This is a genomic window from Microvirga sp. GN3 (assembly GCF_055792825.1).
Map to the genome: position 1 here is coordinate 50,783 of NZ_JBVVAK010000034.1, position 15,728 is coordinate 66,510.

Annotated in this window: 17 protein-coding genes and 1 tRNA gene; 7 read left to right on the forward strand and 11 right to left on the reverse strand. The window is 60.9% G+C overall.

Going from position 1 to position 15,728, the window contains the following annotated elements; translation table 11 throughout:
* The first annotated feature begins 446 nt into the window (after positions 1 to 446).
* The 3 genes from copM to ACS5Q1_RS17850 all read left to right on the forward strand — a co-directional run bounded on the left by copM (position 447) and on the right by ACS5Q1_RS17850 (position 2,396).
* Positions 447 to 830: a CopM family metallochaperone gene (gene copM, locus ACS5Q1_RS17840; protein ID WP_473099456.1), complete on the forward strand. Its 384-nt coding sequence runs from the start codon at positions 447 to 449 to the stop codon at positions 828 to 830.
* A gap of 135 nt (positions 831 to 965) precedes the next feature.
* Positions 966 to 1,268, forward strand: coding sequence for a hypothetical protein (locus ACS5Q1_RS17845; RefSeq protein WP_473099442.1), 303 nt, complete (start codon positions 966 to 968; stop codon positions 1,266 to 1,268).
* A gap of 117 nt (positions 1,269 to 1,385) precedes the next feature.
* Positions 1,386 to 2,396 (forward strand): ribonuclease Z, encoded by a 1,011-nt coding sequence (locus ACS5Q1_RS17850; protein WP_473099443.1) that lies wholly within the window; start codon positions 1,386 to 1,388, stop codon positions 2,394 to 2,396.
* A 4-nt stretch (positions 2,397 to 2,400) separates the two neighbouring features.
* Here ACS5Q1_RS17850 and ACS5Q1_RS17855 read toward each other — a convergent pair whose 3' ends face one another.
* Complete coding sequence (locus tag ACS5Q1_RS17855) at positions 2,401 to 2,865, reverse strand: DUF2726 domain-containing protein (RefSeq protein ID WP_473099444.1); 465 nt, start codon at positions 2,863 to 2,865, stop codon at positions 2,401 to 2,403.
* Positions 2,866 to 3,008: 143 nt separating this feature from the next.
* Here ACS5Q1_RS17855 and ACS5Q1_RS17860 point away from each other — a divergent pair, with 143 nt between their 5' ends.
* Complete coding sequence (locus ACS5Q1_RS17860; protein ID WP_473099445.1) at positions 3,009 to 3,707, forward strand: L,D-transpeptidase; 699 nt, start codon at positions 3,009 to 3,011, stop codon at positions 3,705 to 3,707.
* Positions 3,708 to 3,791: 84 nt separating this feature from the next.
* Positions 3,792 to 5,012, forward strand: coding sequence for a peptidoglycan L,D-endopeptidase MepK (mepK, locus tag ACS5Q1_RS17865; protein ID WP_473099446.1), 1,221 nt, complete (start codon positions 3,792 to 3,794; stop codon positions 5,010 to 5,012).
* A 31-nt stretch (positions 5,013 to 5,043) separates the two neighbouring features.
* Here the strand turns inward: mepK and ACS5Q1_RS17870 are convergent, their stop codons facing one another.
* On the reverse strand, positions 5,044 to 5,469 hold the full coding sequence (locus ACS5Q1_RS17870; protein ID WP_473099447.1) for an RNA polymerase sigma factor region1.1 domain-containing protein: 426 nt from the start codon (positions 5,467 to 5,469) through the stop codon (positions 5,044 to 5,046).
* 167 nt (positions 5,470 to 5,636) lie between these two features.
* Positions 5,637 to 5,894: a hypothetical protein gene (locus ACS5Q1_RS17875; protein ID WP_473099448.1), complete on the reverse strand. Its 258-nt coding sequence runs from the start codon at positions 5,892 to 5,894 to the stop codon at positions 5,637 to 5,639.
* Positions 5,895 to 6,019: 125 nt separating this feature from the next.
* Here ACS5Q1_RS17875 and ACS5Q1_RS17880 point away from each other — a divergent pair, with 125 nt between their 5' ends.
* Entirely contained in the window at positions 6,020 to 7,987 is a 1,968-nt protein-coding gene (locus tag ACS5Q1_RS17880; RefSeq protein WP_473099449.1) for a PhoX family protein, read from the forward strand.
* A 145-nt stretch (positions 7,988 to 8,132) separates the two neighbouring features.
* Here ACS5Q1_RS17880 and ACS5Q1_RS17885 read toward each other — a convergent pair.
* The 7 genes from ACS5Q1_RS17885 to ACS5Q1_RS17915 all read right to left on the reverse strand — a co-directional run bounded on the left by ACS5Q1_RS17885 (position 8,133) and on the right by ACS5Q1_RS17915 (position 14,913).
* Positions 8,133 to 8,209 (reverse strand) — tRNA-Asp (locus tag ACS5Q1_RS17885).
* 128 nt (positions 8,210 to 8,337) lie between these two features.
* Complete coding sequence (locus ACS5Q1_RS17890; protein WP_473099450.1) at positions 8,338 to 8,562, reverse strand: hypothetical protein; 225 nt, start codon at positions 8,560 to 8,562, stop codon at positions 8,338 to 8,340.
* A 35-nt stretch (positions 8,563 to 8,597) separates the two neighbouring features.
* On the reverse strand, positions 8,598 to 9,101 hold the full coding sequence (locus ACS5Q1_RS17895; protein ID WP_473099451.1) for a peptide deformylase: 504 nt from the start codon (positions 9,099 to 9,101) through the stop codon (positions 8,598 to 8,600).
* Positions 9,102 to 9,147: 46 nt separating this feature from the next.
* Entirely contained in the window at positions 9,148 to 9,543 is a 396-nt protein-coding gene (locus tag ACS5Q1_RS17900; protein WP_473099452.1) for a VOC family protein, read from the reverse strand.
* A gap of 468 nt (positions 9,544 to 10,011) precedes the next feature.
* Positions 10,012 to 11,052, reverse strand: coding sequence for a hypothetical protein (locus ACS5Q1_RS17905; RefSeq protein ID WP_473099453.1), 1,041 nt, complete (start codon positions 11,050 to 11,052; stop codon positions 10,012 to 10,014).
* Positions 11,052 to 13,946, reverse strand: a complete 2,895-nt coding sequence (locus ACS5Q1_RS17910; RefSeq protein WP_473099457.1) for a penicillin-binding protein 1A — start codon at positions 13,944 to 13,946, stop codon at positions 11,052 to 11,054. The genes ACS5Q1_RS17905 and ACS5Q1_RS17910 overlap by 1 nt, the downstream gene beginning before the upstream one ends.
* 208 nt (positions 13,947 to 14,154) lie before the next feature.
* Positions 14,155 to 14,913 (reverse strand): SDR family oxidoreductase, encoded by a 759-nt coding sequence (locus ACS5Q1_RS17915; RefSeq protein ID WP_473099454.1) that lies wholly within the window; start codon positions 14,911 to 14,913, stop codon positions 14,155 to 14,157.
* 178 nt (positions 14,914 to 15,091) lie between these two features.
* Between ACS5Q1_RS17915 and ACS5Q1_RS17920 the strand changes: the two genes are divergently transcribed.
* The gene (locus tag ACS5Q1_RS17920; protein WP_203443459.1) at positions 15,092 to 15,511 is read left to right on the forward strand and encodes a DUF1236 domain-containing protein; all 420 of its coding nucleotides are present in this window, start codon (positions 15,092 to 15,094) and stop codon (positions 15,509 to 15,511) included.
* A 66-nt stretch (positions 15,512 to 15,577) separates the two neighbouring features.
* Here the strand turns inward: ACS5Q1_RS17920 and ACS5Q1_RS17925 are convergent.
* Positions 15,578 to 15,728 (reverse strand): DNA translocase FtsK (locus ACS5Q1_RS17925; protein ID WP_473099458.1); only part of this gene is annotated, 151 nt, incomplete at its 5' end.

Sequence of the window (15,728 nt, forward strand, 5' to 3'; positions counted from 1 at the left end):
TCGAAGAAGATAAGCTGCTGCAATCACATCCTTTATGCTGACAAGCATATAGCCTGAATAACCTCTCCCGCTTCCCTTGACCTTCCCATCGTAGGAAGGCCTAGAAACCTCGGGCCTTTGAGAAAAAGGATCCCGACCATTCACCACTTCCACGTTCCGGATATGCATTGCGGCGGCTGCCTCAGAGCCGTCAGCCAAGCGATTCACGAACTCGCTCCACCAGCCCCTGGTTGAGGTCGACCTGGAAAGCCATATCGTCACGGTCGCCTCAAGCCGAGGGGAAACCTTGCTACTGCAGGCCCTGGACAAGGCGGGTTGCCCGGCCCGCCTCCTCTCTCATCAGGACGCTTGAGAGCGACGCCACAATAGACATGCCCATACCGCCATGGGGTTCCATTCACGCGGATTGGTCCCATCTGATTTCTTTCAAGTCACGAGCAGCAATGATGAAGATCCACTCCCTTGCCCTTACCGTCGCCTTGACCGTTCTTCCCGCCCTCGCCTTGGCGCAGACTTCCCATGGAGGCCATTCCGGCCATTCGATGCCTGCTCAAACCGCGCAGGCATCGAATAGCCCGTCCACGCAGGGCTACCGCCAGGCCAATGAGACGATGCATCGCAACATGGACATCCAATTCAGCGGCGACTCGGATGTGGATTTCGTTCGGAGCATGATTCCGCATCACCAGGGCGCCATCGATATGGCGAAGGTGGCGCTTCAACATGCCAAGGACGAGCAGATCCGCAAATGGGCCACCGACGTGATCCGCGAACAGGAGCGTGAGATTGCCGAGATGCAGGCTTGGTTGAAGAAGAAGGGCGTCCAGTGAGCGGGGCTTGTCTTGTCCATGATCGGTCCTGCGCTCCGTCATCTTCATGTCGCTTCATGTGCATATCCCCTGCCACGAACGTGCGGGGTCGAGCGTTAGTGGTTATCCCTTGCGGGCGAATGGAAAGGAAGAATCATGTTCACGCTTACGATCAGCGACAAGCCGGTTGCCATCACCAATGCCGATGAAGATGAAGCCCGCGAGCTCCTCATGAGCGAGGATTTCAAGGATGATCTCAAAGTGCTTGAGAGCGACGGAGCTCCCTTATGGGACGGTTTCGCCACCCTTAACGTCAGGGCCTCGACGGAAGAGGAAAAGACCGAATTCGAGAACGCGGATTTCGATGACGACGAGGATGACGATGACGGGGAAGAAGGTCCCTATATCATGTTCCTGGTCGACGTGACCGACCCTGAGGAGGTCGAGGACGAACCTTGATCTCTCCGACCTGTAGGTCGGATCAGCCAGCATCTTGAAAAATACGAGAGCGAGCCAAGGCCTCTGGGCTCGCTCTCGTATGAGGGAACCTGCCGAGATCGGGGCCGTTGGCGCCGCATGAGCTGGCTTGTTCAACCTCGCCTTGTGAACGATCCTTTCGGCGATCCGGGCCTCTATCTCGATTTTCGCTATGGCCGCCGGGCGATCCTTTTCGATCTTGGCGATGTCGGCGCCCTTTCCTCTCGCGAATTGCTGCGGGTGAGCCACGTTTTCGTCTCACACACGCACGTGGACCACATGGCCGGCTTCGACCGGCTGTTTCGCCTTTGCCTTCACCGCCCCTTTCCCCTGACCCTCATCGGCCCGCCGGGCTTCGTGGCGCAGGTGGAACATAGGATCCGAAGCTTCACCTGGAATCTTCTGGACGAGAATTCGGTCGATTTCTGCCTGAGAGCGATGGACTGCGATGGCCTTCGTCTGACGAAAGCTGCTGAGTTCCATGCTCGTGAAGCCTTCACCCGACGCGAGATCGAGCCGCCCGTCTTTCCGCAAAGCGTCGCCTTGATGGAAGGTGAGTTCAGGATCGAGTGCGTCGCCCTCGACCATGGTATCCCTTCCCTCGCCTTCGCCCTACGGGAGGTGCTTCAAGTGAATGTGTGGCGAGGCATGTTGAACGAGTTGGATCTTCCGACCGGCCCCTGGCTCAACGATGCCAAGCGGGCTGTCCGCCTCGGTATGCCCGACGATCATCCCGTCGCCATCCCTGGAGGACGAAGCATCCGCCTGGGTGAGCTGAAGGGCAGCGCGTTGCACATCGCCTCCGGTCAGGCGGTCGCTTATGTCACGGACGCGGCGCCGCATCCGCAAAACCGCGCGAAAATCCTGCAGCTCGCCCGCGAAGCCGACCAACTCTTCATTGAAGCCGTCTTTCTGGAGCGCGACCGCGCGCTCGCCATCGCGTCTCTTCACCTGACCGCGTGGGAAGCCGGATCCATCGCCCGCGAAGCCGGGGTCCGGTACGTCACGCCATTCCATCATTCCGCCCGCTACCTGTCGGGGCCGGATGTGCTTCGGGAGGAGGTGTTTGAGAGCTTCCGAGCAGACGAACGAAGGGCAATGCGCGCCTGAGTCCCTATTGCACTTGGAAGATGGCATCGTGGATCTGCTGCGGATCGGGCCTGCGGTTCGAGTTGAACCGGATGACGCGATAGCCGCATGACTTCAGAACCTTGTCACGCTGCGCATCTTTCCGGGCATCGTGAGAGCGGTCGTCGAGCTCGATGATCGCGATGACCTCCATGTCCTGAATGACGACCCAATCGACGCGCGTGTTCGAGATCTTCTTGAAGGCGATCCAGAAGGCACGGCTGCCTTCCTTCGCATCGGGCCGGACGAGCGCCAGGATGGGAACCTGGGGCCAGATCTGGCAATCGGGACATGCTGCAAGAAGACGCTGGTAAAATTCGCGCTCGTTTTCCGTCATGATCGAGTGGCGGCGATAGCGCGGCTTGCGGGTCCAGAAGAGGACCAGAACGAACACGATGCCGAGCAGCGCAACTCCTGCCAGCCACGACCACGAGAGATTTTCAATCGCCATAATGAGCTGCCCCTGCCCCGCGCTCGCCCGAATGTGAACGGCCAGGCTTTCTCTTAACCCTGAAGCATAGCAGCTATCATGAAACCGAGACGCGGGGTCCAGCGTCTTCATATTGTCGAGTTAAGTCTGTCGGGGAGAGCATAATGGACCTCAGCCGCCGAACCTTCCTGCTTGGAGCCTCAGCCGCTGCCGTAGGCGCCGGTCTGCCGATCCACCGCGGCTACGCCCAGTCGGTGCGGGAGATGTCCGCCTATCAGCGCATGTACGCCCCCATCGACGACGATCTTTTCCCGGTTCCTGGGATCGAGCTATCCAGGATCAATCCGGCCTACCTGCGCAAGGTGGTTCATTACGACACGACCGAGCCGCCAGGCACCATCGTGATCGATCCCCGGGCGCGATATCTCTACCTCGTCATGCGCGATGGCATGGCCGTGCGGTATGGAGTGGGCGTCGGCCGTTCGGGCTTCAGCTGGTCCGGAACCGCCACCATCAAGGACAGGCAGGAATGGCCGGACTGGTATCCGCCGAAGGAGATGTTCGGGCGGCAACCCGAACTCATGGAGCAGATGGGTGAACTGCCCGGCGGTGCCGGCATGCCTGGAGGTCCCGGCAATCCTCTTGGCGCCCGCGCCCTTTATCTCTGGCAGGGCAACAAGGACACCCTCTACCGCATCCACGGCACCTTCGAGCCATGGACCATCGGCACCAATGTGTCATCCGGCTGCATCCGCATGATCAATCAGGACGTCATCGACCTGTACAATCACACCCCGACGGGCACGAAGGTGGTGGTGCTTTCTGGTCGCACCAAGCGAAATCAGACCGCTGCGCGTTCCTGATTAAGCAAAAAGGTACGGTTCGCGCCTATTTTTGCCATGGTTAACGATCACACGTCGCTCAAGGGACGCGGGAACTAACGAACCATGGCGCGAATTTTCGCCCGATCCGAACGATCGGCTGGCGGACGCAGGGCAGTATCTGCGTCCAAACGCAGCTACCTGCCCGGCAGGAAGAGCGCATCTTATCTGGCATTAAGTCTCTTAAGTACGGCATCTTTTCTCCTACTGGCGACAGCTCGCGTTCAGGATGCCGCCGCTTTCGGAGAGACGCGTACCCTCTCATTCTTCCATACTCACACGCGGGAAAGCTTGACTGTAACCTTCCGGCGCAATGGGCAATACGACTCCGCCGGGCTACAGCAGCTCAACTGGTTCCTGCGCGATTGGCGTGTGGAAAAGCCGGCCAAGATGGATCCGCGCCTGTTCGATATTCTCTGGGAAGTCTACCGGGAATCCGGCTCTTCGCAGCCCATCAACATCATCTCCGCCTATCGGTCGCCGGAAACCAACGGCGCCTTGCGTCGCCGGTCGAGCGGTGTCGCCGAGAATAGCCAGCACATGCTCGGCAAGGCCATGGATATCCGTCTACCCGATGTGGATACGGCCCGGCTGCGCGCCGTCGCCATGAAGATGCAGTATGGCGGCGTGGGCTATTATGCGTCCTCCGCCTTCGTCCATGTGGATACCGGCAATGTGCGCGCCTGGCCGCGCATGACCCAGCAGCAGCTTGTTCAGCTGTTCCCCGATGGGAAGACCCTTCACCTTCCTTCCGACGGCAAGCCGCTGGCAGGTTACGAATTGGCGAAAGCCGAGATCCTGTCCCGCAACGCCTCTCTCGCCACGCAGGCCTCGGCCGGAAGCGGGCCGTCTATCGGCAATCTGTTTGCCAATCTCTTTGGCGGCAAGAACACCGCACCCGCGCAGCAGACTGAGAATCCGGCTCCGAGCACATCGACGATGGTTGCCTCGGCTGATCCGGAAAGCCTCAAGGAGATCGTCGCGACGGTGCCCCTTCCACCGCAGCGCCCGCGCGAGATCAAGCTCGCGGCTGCCGCCATGCCGGATGCAACGTCGGATGCACTGGCGGCGATTGTCTCAGCCCCAGCACCAAGGATCGTTCCCGAGCTTGAAGCCATTCTCGGCTATGACGAGACGGCGGCAGCGAAATCCCTCTTCGATCCGCGAACGGCGTTCCTGGATCTTGGCTTCACGTCCGAAACGAAACGTCAGCTCAGCGCCACGCATTTCAGCGGGCCGGCCGTCAAGCCACTTCCCGTCATAGGCGAAGCCCAGGCCGAACTCTGAGCATCGTCACACTCGTCGAAGGATGTGAAGATCAGACACCCAGCATCATGACGAGACCGACCAGCAGTATCAGAACCAGCAGACCGGATACCGCGACGACCCAATGGGTGGTCCGCCTCTCCTGCTCGGCCGATTTGGCTGTCTCGGACTGGGGCGCTTTCTGAAGAGGAGCCGTTCGCCGTTTCATCCGCGTGGTCGCGGCACGACCCGGGAAGGGAATGATTTCAGCACTTTTGACCGGCGTCGGGCTGGCCTTCGCATTCGGTGAAACGAGTCTATCGTCCAATTCAACCGGAACGCCGGTCTCTTCCAGATGAACGACGACGAGCGCGATCTCCTCCGCACTCATGGACTCGATCGGCAGATTGGCTTCGAGATCCTGGTTCGTGAGATGGCCCTGCTTGCGCCCAAGGGCTATCAAGCGGTCCAGGGTATTGCTGTCGAGCGCCGGCTGCATGAGGGCACGACCCCATTGTGGCTGTTGGGCGGAGAAGCGGCCAACGCCGCCTCGAAGAACTTCGCCGAGCTAACGCGACAATAACCCCAGACGTTGCACCGGGAAAATGCCTCACGTGCAATTTTGATGACGCTTTAGCCGTAAGTCGAATGCGCAGATTTGGATGGCTAGTTCTTCGTCGCGTTGGAAGCCTCCTGCAGAGCCTCCTTCTCACGCCTGACCTGATCGGACAATTGCCCGGCAATGGCCACGAGCTTGCCGGCCGTCATATCCTTGCCGTGAAGCTCGACGTGGCCGGCCAATCCCACGGTCAAAAGAGACTCAAACACCATGTCGGCCGGAATTCCCTTCCGGATCAGATCGATGGCAACGTTCTGCCATTGATCGGATAATTGTTCTCGAAGCTCGGAAATATTGTTGCTCATTATCCAACCATAAATGATCTGGCTCAGGATGTCCCGCCGAAGTGGTCTGATTTCGCGGCACTGTCACCAGACTTACATAGAACAGTTCTAATCCGGCTGCGTCCCCAAGATACGGAGAAGCCGATATGGACGAGCACAAGGGCCGCATGCGCTCGAGCGAGCTAGAAGATTCGGGCGATGTCGGAATTAATCCGACGCAAAACCTCACCATGGGCGAGATCATCGCCACACGCTTCAACCGGCGCGACCTCCTGCGCGGTTCGCTTGCCGTCGCCGCGATCTCGGCGACCGTGGGCACCCGCGCCCTGGCTGCCAATGAGCAGCCGGCAAAGAAGGCGAACGGCCTGTCCTTCAACTTCAAGGAAATCGAGGCCGGTGTCGACCAGACCCACCATGTGGCCGAGGGCTACGATGCCCAGGTGCTGCTGCGCTGGGGCGACCCGATCTTCGCCGATGCCCCTGAGTTCGACCCGATGAATCAGACCGCCGAGAAACAGGCGCGTCAGTTCGGCTACAACACGGACTTCATCGGCTTCATCCCGCTCAACGGTTCGGCCGACCATGGCCTGCTCGTGGCCAACCACGAATACACCAACGAGGAACTGATGTTCCCGGGTGTCGGCATCCAGGACACCAAGGATGCCGATTTCTCCAAGATGACCAAGGAACTGGTCGATATCGAAGTTGCGGCCCATGGTGGCGCCATCGTCGAGATCCGCCGCGTGAACGGCCGATGGCAGGTGGTGAAGGATTCCAAGTACAACCGTCGCATCACGGCCGCGACGCCGATGGACATCACCGGCCCCGCCGCCGGCCACGACCGCATGAAGACCTCGGCCGATGCCACCGGCCACAAGGTGAACGGCACGATCAACAACTGCGCCGGCGGCGTGACCCCCTGGGGCACCTGGCTCAGCTGCGAAGAGAACTTCAACGGTTATTTCTGGGGCAAGCTCGGCGACGATCATGCCGAAGCTAAGAACTACAAGCGCTATGGCCTCGGCACGCCTGCCTATGCCTGGGGCAAGTATTACGACCGCTTCGACCTGACCAAGGAACCCAATGAGGCGAACCGCTTCGGCTGGGTGGTCGAGATCGATCCTTTCGATCCGAACTTCGTGCCGAAGAAGCGCACGGCACTGGGCCGCACCAAACATGAAGGCGCTGCCGGAATTACCAACAGCGACGGCCGCTATGTGATCTATCTCGGCGACGACGAGCGCTTCGACTATGTCTACAAGTTCGTCACTGCCGGCAAGGTAGACACGCAGAACCGGGCGGCCAATCTCGGCCTGCTCGACGAAGGCACCCTCTATGTCGCCAAGTACAACCCGGACGGCAAGGGCACCTGGCTGCCGCTGATCCACGGCCAGGGGCCGCTGACCGAGGCCAACGGCTTCAAGAGCCAGGCCGACGTGCTGATCGAGACCCGCCGCGCGGCAGATCTTCTCGGCGCCACCAAGATGGATCGCCCCGAAGACATCGAGGCCAATCCTCAGACCAACCGCGTCTACGTCATGCTGACGAACAACACGCGCCGCAAGGAAGATCAGGTGGATCCGGCCAACCCGCGCGCCAACAACGCCTTCGGCCATATCGTCGAGATGATGCCGGAAGGCGGCAATCACGCTGCAACCGCCTTCACCTGGGAAGTCCTGGTGAAATGCGGAGACCCGTCCGTTGCTTCGGTCGGCGCGACCTTCTCGTCGGAAACAACGAAGAACGGCTGGTTCGGCATGCCGGACAACTGTGCCATCGACAGTCAGGGTCGCCTGTGGATCTCCACCGACGGCAACAACGCCAAGGCGACCGGCCGTGCGGACGGCTTGTGGGCTCTGGAAACCGAGGGCGAGATGCGCGGCACGTCCAGGCACTTCTTCCGCGTGCCGGTCGGCGGCGAGTTATGCGGTCCCTTCTTCACCCCGGACGACGAGTCGCTCTTCCTTGCCGTCCAGCATCCCGGCGAGGCGGAGGAATGTGCAACCTCGACCTTCGAAAATCCGATCACCCGCTGGCCGGACTTCAAGGACAACCTGCCGACCCGTCCTTCCGTGCTCGTCATCACCAAGCAGGGCGGCGGCAAGATCGCCTGATGCCCTGCTCAGATCCTGAATGATCGGCAAAGGAGCCCTCGCGGCTCCTTTGTTCGTTCGGGAATGCGAATGGAGAGCCCGTCGCTTCGACTGGAGAAATCTCGACGGACGAAGACAGTATCGCTGCTACAGCATTTAGGGAGAGTGGCGCGGGCGACGGGGCTCGAACCCGCGACCTCCGGCGTGACAGGCCGGCACTCTAACCGACTGAGCTACGCCCGCGCATTGTCTCGTATCGCCCGCTCCAGGTGAGCGTTTCTTGCGATGGAGGCGCGCAAGTACCGGTGAATGCGCACGCTGTCAAATGGAGTTTGGCTTATCCCCAGCTGGCCCGTGTCAGAGGCAGGAACCTAATCCCTGGTACTGATCGAAAAGACCTCATGGCCGGCTCCGTTCAGAACACGAACCGCCTCGACCTCAGGATCGCGGGATTGCGGGCGCCGCGCGAGGGAGAACACCTTGAGCGCCCTCTCCTTCGCCTTCTCGATGGAATCGGTGCGGACCATGATCCGGCGGATGATTTCCCCACCAGCCTCTTCAGAAGCCACGGTCTCGATGCGGTAAACTTCAATCACGTTTCTCAAACTCCACCATCAGAGCAACTCCACCATCAGTCCCTGATGCGCTGGAGCTTTTCGAACCGCTTGATCAGGCGGTCTCGCTTCAATTTCGACAGACGGTCGATCCAGAAGATGCCGTCGAGCTGATCGATCTCATGCTGGAGGCAGACGGCCATCAGGCCTTCCGCCTCCTCCTCACGCTCCGTCCCATCGAGGTCCCGGTAGCGCACCCGAACCCGGGCATGACGCTCCAGCTCATCGGTCACGCCCGGCATGGAGACGCTCCCCTCCACGTGCCGGACCATATCGGAAGACGACCAGACCACGTCCGGATTGAGATAGATGTGCGGCTCGCGGTCGGATTCCAACTGGATCACCACAAGCCGCCTGAGGATCCCGATATGCGGCGCCGTGATGCCAATCCCGGGCGCGGCATGCATCGTCTCCGTCAGATCCCGGGCAAGCGCCCGCACATCCTCGTCGATATCGTCAACCGGCTCCGCCTTCTGACGCAGACGAGGATCGGGAAAGCGAACAATCGGACGGATGGCCACAGGATCTCTCTAGGACAAAAAACTGACGGGTGATCTGCGGCTGAGGCTACTTGTAGCGACCGCCACGCTGGAGCATCTCGATCTTGTACCCGTCCGGATCCTGAACGAAGAAGAACCGAGCAGGAGGCTTGCCCTCAAGCTTGAGCTCCTTGAGCGGCGTCGGATTGAGACCGAGGGATTCGAACCGGGCGTGCTCCGCTTCCAGATCGTCGACCGAGAATGCCAGATGCCCGTATCCATCGCCGAGCGAATAAGGCTCCGTCCGGCCATGATTGATCGTCAATTCCAGCACAAACTCGCTGTTTCCGTTGCTGAGATAGACGAGCGTGAAGCCTTCGAATGCCAGACGCTCCGCCACTTTGAGACCGAAAGCCTTGTCGTAGAAGGCAAGGGAGCGCTGCTCGTCGAGCACCCGGATCATGGAGTGAATGGCCTTGGCCATCAGAGGCACCTCTTCATCTCGGTCGTATCAATCAACAACTTGGGGGAGATAACAGGGCGCGGCACCGAACGGAAGGACTTCGAAGCTTGGCACCATGAGCGGCCGTTCGAGGTCCCAACAAAATGCCTTCCTCAGCGTGAGCCAAGGAAGGCAAGTTCGGGAGGAAGAACTCGGACTGACAACTCCGACACTCTTGAAACGGGATTGTTGCGTCGGCGCGGCGTGTCCTTCGCGCTGCCCGTCACGGCAACAAAGGATTAGTGAGAGCCGGGATCATGGCGCAATCAAGGAAAATTGATGCCTGCCAAGGTTCAAGAATGGCATTTCCCAAGGAACCTTGAACAAGCTGAACACTTGGTTTGGTACGGAGGCACCATTCCCCGCAACCCCTTGTCGCCTCCGCACACTCTGCAGCCCCGTTCGGCCTAATTGGAACGGGGCTTTTTCGTGGGGTCAGCACCCGACAGATCACTGTTCGAACTGCCCGGCAATGGCGCGGATACGATTGCGGACATAATCGGGAAGCCCGGCGCTGATGGAGCTTCCGGAGTTGAACGAGCTCTTCCCCATGAGAACCTGAGCCGGGATGAGGTTACGCAGCACGGGAACGCTCTCGAACTCCTTCTTGCGCTCCAGAACATCGGTCTCGACCGCAAGCGCCATGAAGACGGTGGCGACCGACTTGCCGGGATCCGAAGGATGCGGCTGCAGGATCGCCAGCAATTTTCCGAACTGCATGACCTGATTGACATGGAAGATCGTCTGTTCGAGCACCCCGGCAACGGGCGCATCGAGGCCGGTCAGCCTGGCGAAATTGCTGCGGCCGATTTCCTCCAGCGGCAGCACACGGATCTCTGTCTGAAAATCCATGGATTCCGAGATCTTCTTACCGCCTTCCTCCAGTTTGTTGGCAAGCCTGATGCCGACCGGAAGCTTACCTTCCAGCGGATAGCGGGATTCGATACAGAGGCTTCCTTCCGCCTCGCACCAGCGGCGGTTCGGATGGCGGTTATGGGCGCTCTGAGGATCCGCCTGCGGTGCAGCCTGCTCGGCATCGATGCGGCGATGCTTGATGGAAGGATCGATCTTTTCGAGCACCTCGAGCTGCGTATAGCGCCCAAGATCGATGGCACCCGGTGCCTTGCCGATCAGGAAGCGGGCCTCCACCACATACATGTGGAGCTTCTCGGTATAGGATCTCGGGATGCCGTGAACCGAGACCTTGATGGTCGGTTCGACATAATCCGGAAAAAGACTCAGAAGCTGCTTCTGCAAAGGCCTCTCGCGCGCCCAATCTTCGAAGCGGATCAGGCCTGTTCCGGCATCGGCCAGCTTGTCGTCTCGGTGGTCGCTGAAGAGGATGGTCTTCGGCTTCAACTTTGACGGCGCCACGGCCGTCACGGACGGTACCTCGTCGATCTTGAACTCCTGCGCTTCGGGCGCCCCGGCGGAGACAAAAAGAGCAGCAAGGACGGTCAGTGCCCGTCCGAAAGACGTCTTCGATGTCATCAATAAACCTGTCCGTTGCGCCAGAAGTAATCGGGATCGATCCGCCGGGGCCGCCGGGGGGCATCGTCCTCCCACCACCAGCGAAAGCCTCGCTCGGGCTCGGCCTGACGGCGTGACGGGGGAGCGTTCTGGCGCAGGCTGTCGAGCCAGCCCGGTCCCTGCGCATAGGGCCCATCCTCGTAGTAGTCGGGCCCGCCCCTCTCCTCGCCGTCGCTCCACGGATCGGGATTGCGGAATGCATACACGTCCGATTGCGGCACGAGGCGGAACTGCGTCTCGTTCAACCGTCCGAACCAGCTTAGGCGGAAATATTCCGTGAAGCCATGGCCCTGCCCTTCTGTCAACCGATCGCCGGTGTTGAGATCGATCGGCAAAGCGATGAGCTGCTTGGCTGCCTGGGGCGATGGCGGGCTGAGGGGCGACTTCGGCGCATGGTGTTCCCATGCCGCCTGAAGGATCGATTGGAAGATGGGAGCTGCCACCTTGCCGCCGGTCTGCCCGCGCCCGAGCGTCCGGCGCTTGCCGTCGGCATTGTCATGCCCCACCCAGACAGCAATGGTGACGTCATTAGTGAAGCCCACGAACCAGGCATCGTTCTCGTTGTCCGAGGTTCCGGTCTTGCCCGCAGCATAGGGCGCAAGCGCCTTCAGCGAACGAGCCGTCCCGCGCTCCAGCACGCCCTGCAGCATGGTCTTCAGCTGATAGAACGCGGCCGCATCGGCCGAACCGAGCCTCGCGAGCGACTTGGTCTTCCGGCTGTAGATGACACGCCCGTTCTCCTCCACGCTCTCGATGGCATGAGGAACCGGCATGGCACCCTCATTGGCAACGGCCGCATAGAAAGCGGCGAGATCGAGAATCCGCACCGGCTGCGCACCGAGAACAAACGGATAATGCGGCGTGCATTCCAGATAGAGCTGCGCCTCGAGCGCGAGCTCGCACACCCGTTTCAGGCTCTGCTCCGGCGAGGATTCGATGCCGCCGTCGAGCAGACGTGCCGTCACCAGATTCTTCGAGTTTTCGAGGGCCCGGCGCAGGGTCATGATGCCCGAGCGTCCCCCGTCGAAATTCTTCGGGCTCCAATAGTCGCCGGCCCGTGCATTGGCCTCGCCGCCCACGGGGGGCAGCGTCACCGGCGCGTCCCAGATCAAGGTGTTGGGCTGCAAACCCTTCGACAGAGCCGCCAGATAGGTCAGCGGCTTGAAGGCGGAGCCCGGCTGCCGGTGAGCCTGCGTTGTCCGATTGAGCTGGCTCAACGGATAGGAGAACCCGCCCGTCATGGCGAGGATGCGGCCGGTCCTGTTCTCCAGAACGACTGCCCCGCCCTGCACGGAAGGCGGCGTCCTCAAATCGGCGCGAACCGCCCCCTTGCCCTTCTGCTCGATGACCTGGACGCGCACCACGTCATGGAGCTTGAGATCGCGCCGCGCCGCCCCCCAGGCATTCAGCGGCAGAATACGCCCATCCGCGAGGCCAACCCGCAGAACATTGGCTCCGGTCTTTCGGTCCTTCCCCTTCTCGATTACGACAGTTGCCGACCATTGCACGTCATAGAGAGGCAGTCGCACCGCCTCCAATGCCCGCTTCCAGGCCGGCGCAGCATCCTTCGTGCCTTCGAGCGCTTTGACGGCCTGCGCGAGGTTCGCCTCGGCGCCCTGGTAGCGCTGACGCCCGATGCTCAACTCGTAGCGGGCAAGCCCCTCCTGCAGGGCAGCCTCCGCCGCCTGCTGCAGAGCGGGGTTGATGGTGGATCGCACCGTGTAGCCGCCTGCCGTGAGGCTCTCGATATCGGCGAGCGTGCGGGCGTCGCGGCTGACATGATCGACAAAGTGAAAGCCCGTCGTTCGTCTGATGCGTTCGAACGGTATCCTCGACGGCAGGGACGCGACGGCCTGCTGCACCTGATCGGGCTTCAGGAACCCGTCATCCTGCATGCGGCTCAGCACATAGGCCATGCGCTCCTGGGCTCGGTCGGGCTTCGTGTCGGGATTGTAGTAATTCGGCCCCTTCGTCAGCCCCGCGAGCAGCGCTCCTTCGGATACGGACAGTTCCTTGGCGCCCTTCGCGAAATAGCTCTGCGCCGCCATCTCGATGCCCCAGGAGGAGCGACCGAGATAGATCGAGTTGAGATAGATCTCGAGGATTTCCGCCTTGCTGAGCACGCGCTCGATGCGGGAGGCGACGATCATCTCCCGCATCTTGCGGTCGTAAGTGACGTCGTCGCCGACGAGCAGGTTCTTCGCCACCTGCTGCGTGATGGTCGAGCCCCCCGCAGGCCGCCCGGGGTTGGCGAGATTGCCCACGAAGGCGCGGATCACACCGCGCTCGTCAACGCCTTTGTGCTGATAGAAGCGCTTGTCCTCCGCCGAGACAAAGGCCTGTTGCACGCTCTTCGGAATGTCCGATAAGGGAACCCAGATGCGCCGGTGATCGGGCTCATACACCTCAGCGAAGCGCCTGCCATTTCCGTCCAGAATGACGCTGACGCCCGGCAGCTTGAGACCTTTCAGTTTTCCGGCATCGGGAAGCCCGGCGACGGCCGCATTGTAATAGGAGATCACCTCGCTGAGATCGACGGGCGAAGGATCCACCTTCTCGTCTTTGCAGAACTGACGATAGCTCGCATGCAGATCGTTGAAGCTCAGCCCCTGCAGCACCTTCAGATCGCCCGTGATGGCCTGCGGGTCGTCCATGGCTGTGGCGATGAGATCGTCGAGATTGATGTCCTCGATATCGAAGGCACGCCGCATATGGGTGCAGCCATTCTTCAGGATCTGCGACACCTGCTCCTGATCCCGCGCGGGATCGAAACTCGTCCTGACCGAGTCTGGATCGACCAGGACTTGGCTCAGGGTCAGGGCTGTTGCGAAGATCTTGACGAGGATCGCGCTCATTCCGTCGCCGTCATCGGACAATTACACTCCACGGGAAGGTGCTCGGCACGAACGTTCAGGCCGTGCCGGTGCCGCTGCTTCGAATCCTGCTTGGGACAAGCTGAATGGAAGCCGACCATCGCGGCTGATTTAGGACCGGCCATTCCAGTGAGATGGAGCAGTCCAGCTTACTTCCCAGGTGGAAATGCCCCTTTCACGGCAATGTGTCTCATCCTCGCCCGACGAACGGCATCTTCGTGGCCATGACGGTCATGGTGAGCACATTCGCATCGAGCGGTAATCCGGCCATGTAGACCACCGCATCCGCCACGTGCTTGGGATCGATCCGCGGCTCGGGAGCCAGCGTCCCGTTGGGCTGCAGCACACCGTCGGTCATCCTGGCGGTCATGTCCGTGGCGGCATTGCCGATATCGATTTGCCCGCAGGCGATGTCGTAGGCGCGACCGTCAAGAGATGTAGACTTCGTCAGCCCCAGAACAGCGTGCTTCGTCGCCGTATAGGGAGCCGACAGCGGACGCGGAGCATAAGCCGAAACCGAACCGTTATTGATGATCCGCCCACCTCGCGGGTTCTGATCCTTCATGATCCGGAAGGCCTCCTGCGTACACAGGAATGTCCCGGTCAGATTGGTCGCGACCACCTTTTGCCACTGGTCGAGCGGAATTTCCTCGAAAGGAACGGCCGGAGAGCCCATCCCTGCATTGTTGACGAGAAGATCGAGCCTTCCGAAAGCCTGCTTCGTGGCGGCGAACAGGGCTGCGACGGAGGCCGGATCCGTCACGTCGGTCGACACGAGGAGGATCGAAGCGCCCTCTTCCCGAATCTCTCTCGCGGCTGCTTCCAGAGCATCCTTCCGCCGCCCGGCCATGACGACGCTGTAGCCGACCTTCAGGAGACCGGCGCTGATCGCCTTGCCGACCCCGGTTCCAGCCCCGGTTACGATCGCAACCTTGGAACGTTCAGCCATTCTATCCTCCCAACCCATGTTCCTATCCGCCACGAGAGATGCATTTGAGGACGGAAACGGCAAGGACAAAGGCCTCGCCTGCTCACACTTTTCAGGTCCGAGATCGTCCCATTGGGAAATGAGGGAACCGGCCAAGCTTTCCGGCGTTCGCATGGTGCTAATCGGAAAGGAATCCGTCATGCGCAATCATGTCTTAAACTCGGCTGCCCTCCTGACCCTTCTGGCTCTACCCCTTGCCGCCTGCCAGAGCAGCACCGAAACGGGCGCAGCGACGGGCGCCGCGGGCGGTGCCGTGACAGGGGCTGTCATTGGTGGCCCGGTCGGTGCCGTTGTCGGCGGTGTTGCCGGCGCCGCTGTCGGCGGCGTTCTCTCAGCCGAAGAATCGACCAGGGTCCGCACCTATGTCGTCGCCCAGCGCCGTCCCACGATGCGCGTCACTGAAGAAATCGTCGTCGGCCAGCCAGTCCCGTCACGGGTGAGGCTCTACGACGTTCCCCCCAGTGTCGGTCTTCGGGACAATTACAGCTACACGATCGTGAATGACCGGACCGTCCTGGTCGATCCGGATACCCGAACTGTCGTGCAGGTCATCCAGTAAAGCTCACGGCATAACAAAAGGCGGCTCGTGAGAGCCGCCTTTTGTCCGTCTCATCGGGCCAAGCGATCAATCGTCCAGATCGAGATGATTGATCAGAATCTCGCGTTTTCCGGCGTGGTTGGCGGGCCCGACGATGCCCTCGTTCTCCATCCGCTCCATCAGCGAGGCGGCGCGGTTGTAGCCGATCTGCAGCCGGCGCTGGATGTAGCTCGTCGAC

Coding starts and splice junctions, on each gene's coding strand:
- ACS5Q1_RS17880 (WP_473099449.1), top strand. CDS start 6,020: ATGGACGAGCACAAGGGCCGCATGCGCTCGAGCGAGCTAGAAGATTCG.
- ACS5Q1_RS17850 (WP_473099443.1), top strand. CDS start 1,386: ATGAGCTGGCTTGTTCAACCTCGCCTTGTGAACGATCCTTTCGGCGAT.
- ACS5Q1_RS17920 (WP_203443459.1), top strand. CDS start 15,092: ATGCGCAATCATGTCTTAAACTCGGCTGCCCTCCTGACCCTTCTGGCT.
- ACS5Q1_RS17900 (WP_473099452.1), bottom strand. CDS start 9,543: ATGGCCAAGGCCATTCACTCCATGATCCGGGTGCTCGACGAGCAGCGC.
- ACS5Q1_RS17915 (WP_473099454.1), bottom strand. CDS start 14,913: ATGGCTGAACGTTCCAAGGTTGCGATCGTAACCGGGGCTGGAACCGGG.
- ACS5Q1_RS17845 (WP_473099442.1), top strand. CDS start 966: ATGTTCACGCTTACGATCAGCGACAAGCCGGTTGCCATCACCAATGCC.
- ACS5Q1_RS17905 (WP_473099453.1), bottom strand. CDS start 11,052: ATGACATCGAAGACGTCTTTCGGACGGGCACTGACCGTCCTTGCTGCT.
- ACS5Q1_RS17860 (WP_473099445.1), top strand. CDS start 3,009: ATGGACCTCAGCCGCCGAACCTTCCTGCTTGGAGCCTCAGCCGCTGCC.
- mepK (WP_473099446.1), top strand. CDS start 3,792: ATGGCGCGAATTTTCGCCCGATCCGAACGATCGGCTGGCGGACGCAGG.
- ACS5Q1_RS17910 (WP_473099457.1), bottom strand. CDS start 13,946: ATGAGCGCGATCCTCGTCAAGATCTTCGCAACAGCCCTGACCCTGAGC.
- ACS5Q1_RS17870 (WP_473099447.1), bottom strand. CDS start 5,469: ATGCAGCCGGCGCTCGACAGCAATACCCTGGACCGCTTGATAGCCCTT.
- ACS5Q1_RS17855 (WP_473099444.1), bottom strand. CDS start 2,865: ATGGCGATTGAAAATCTCTCGTGGTCGTGGCTGGCAGGAGTTGCGCTG.
- copM (WP_473099456.1), top strand. CDS start 447: ATGAAGATCCACTCCCTTGCCCTTACCGTCGCCTTGACCGTTCTTCCC.
- ACS5Q1_RS17875 (WP_473099448.1), bottom strand. CDS start 5,894: ATGAGCAACAATATTTCCGAGCTTCGAGAACAATTATCCGATCAATGG.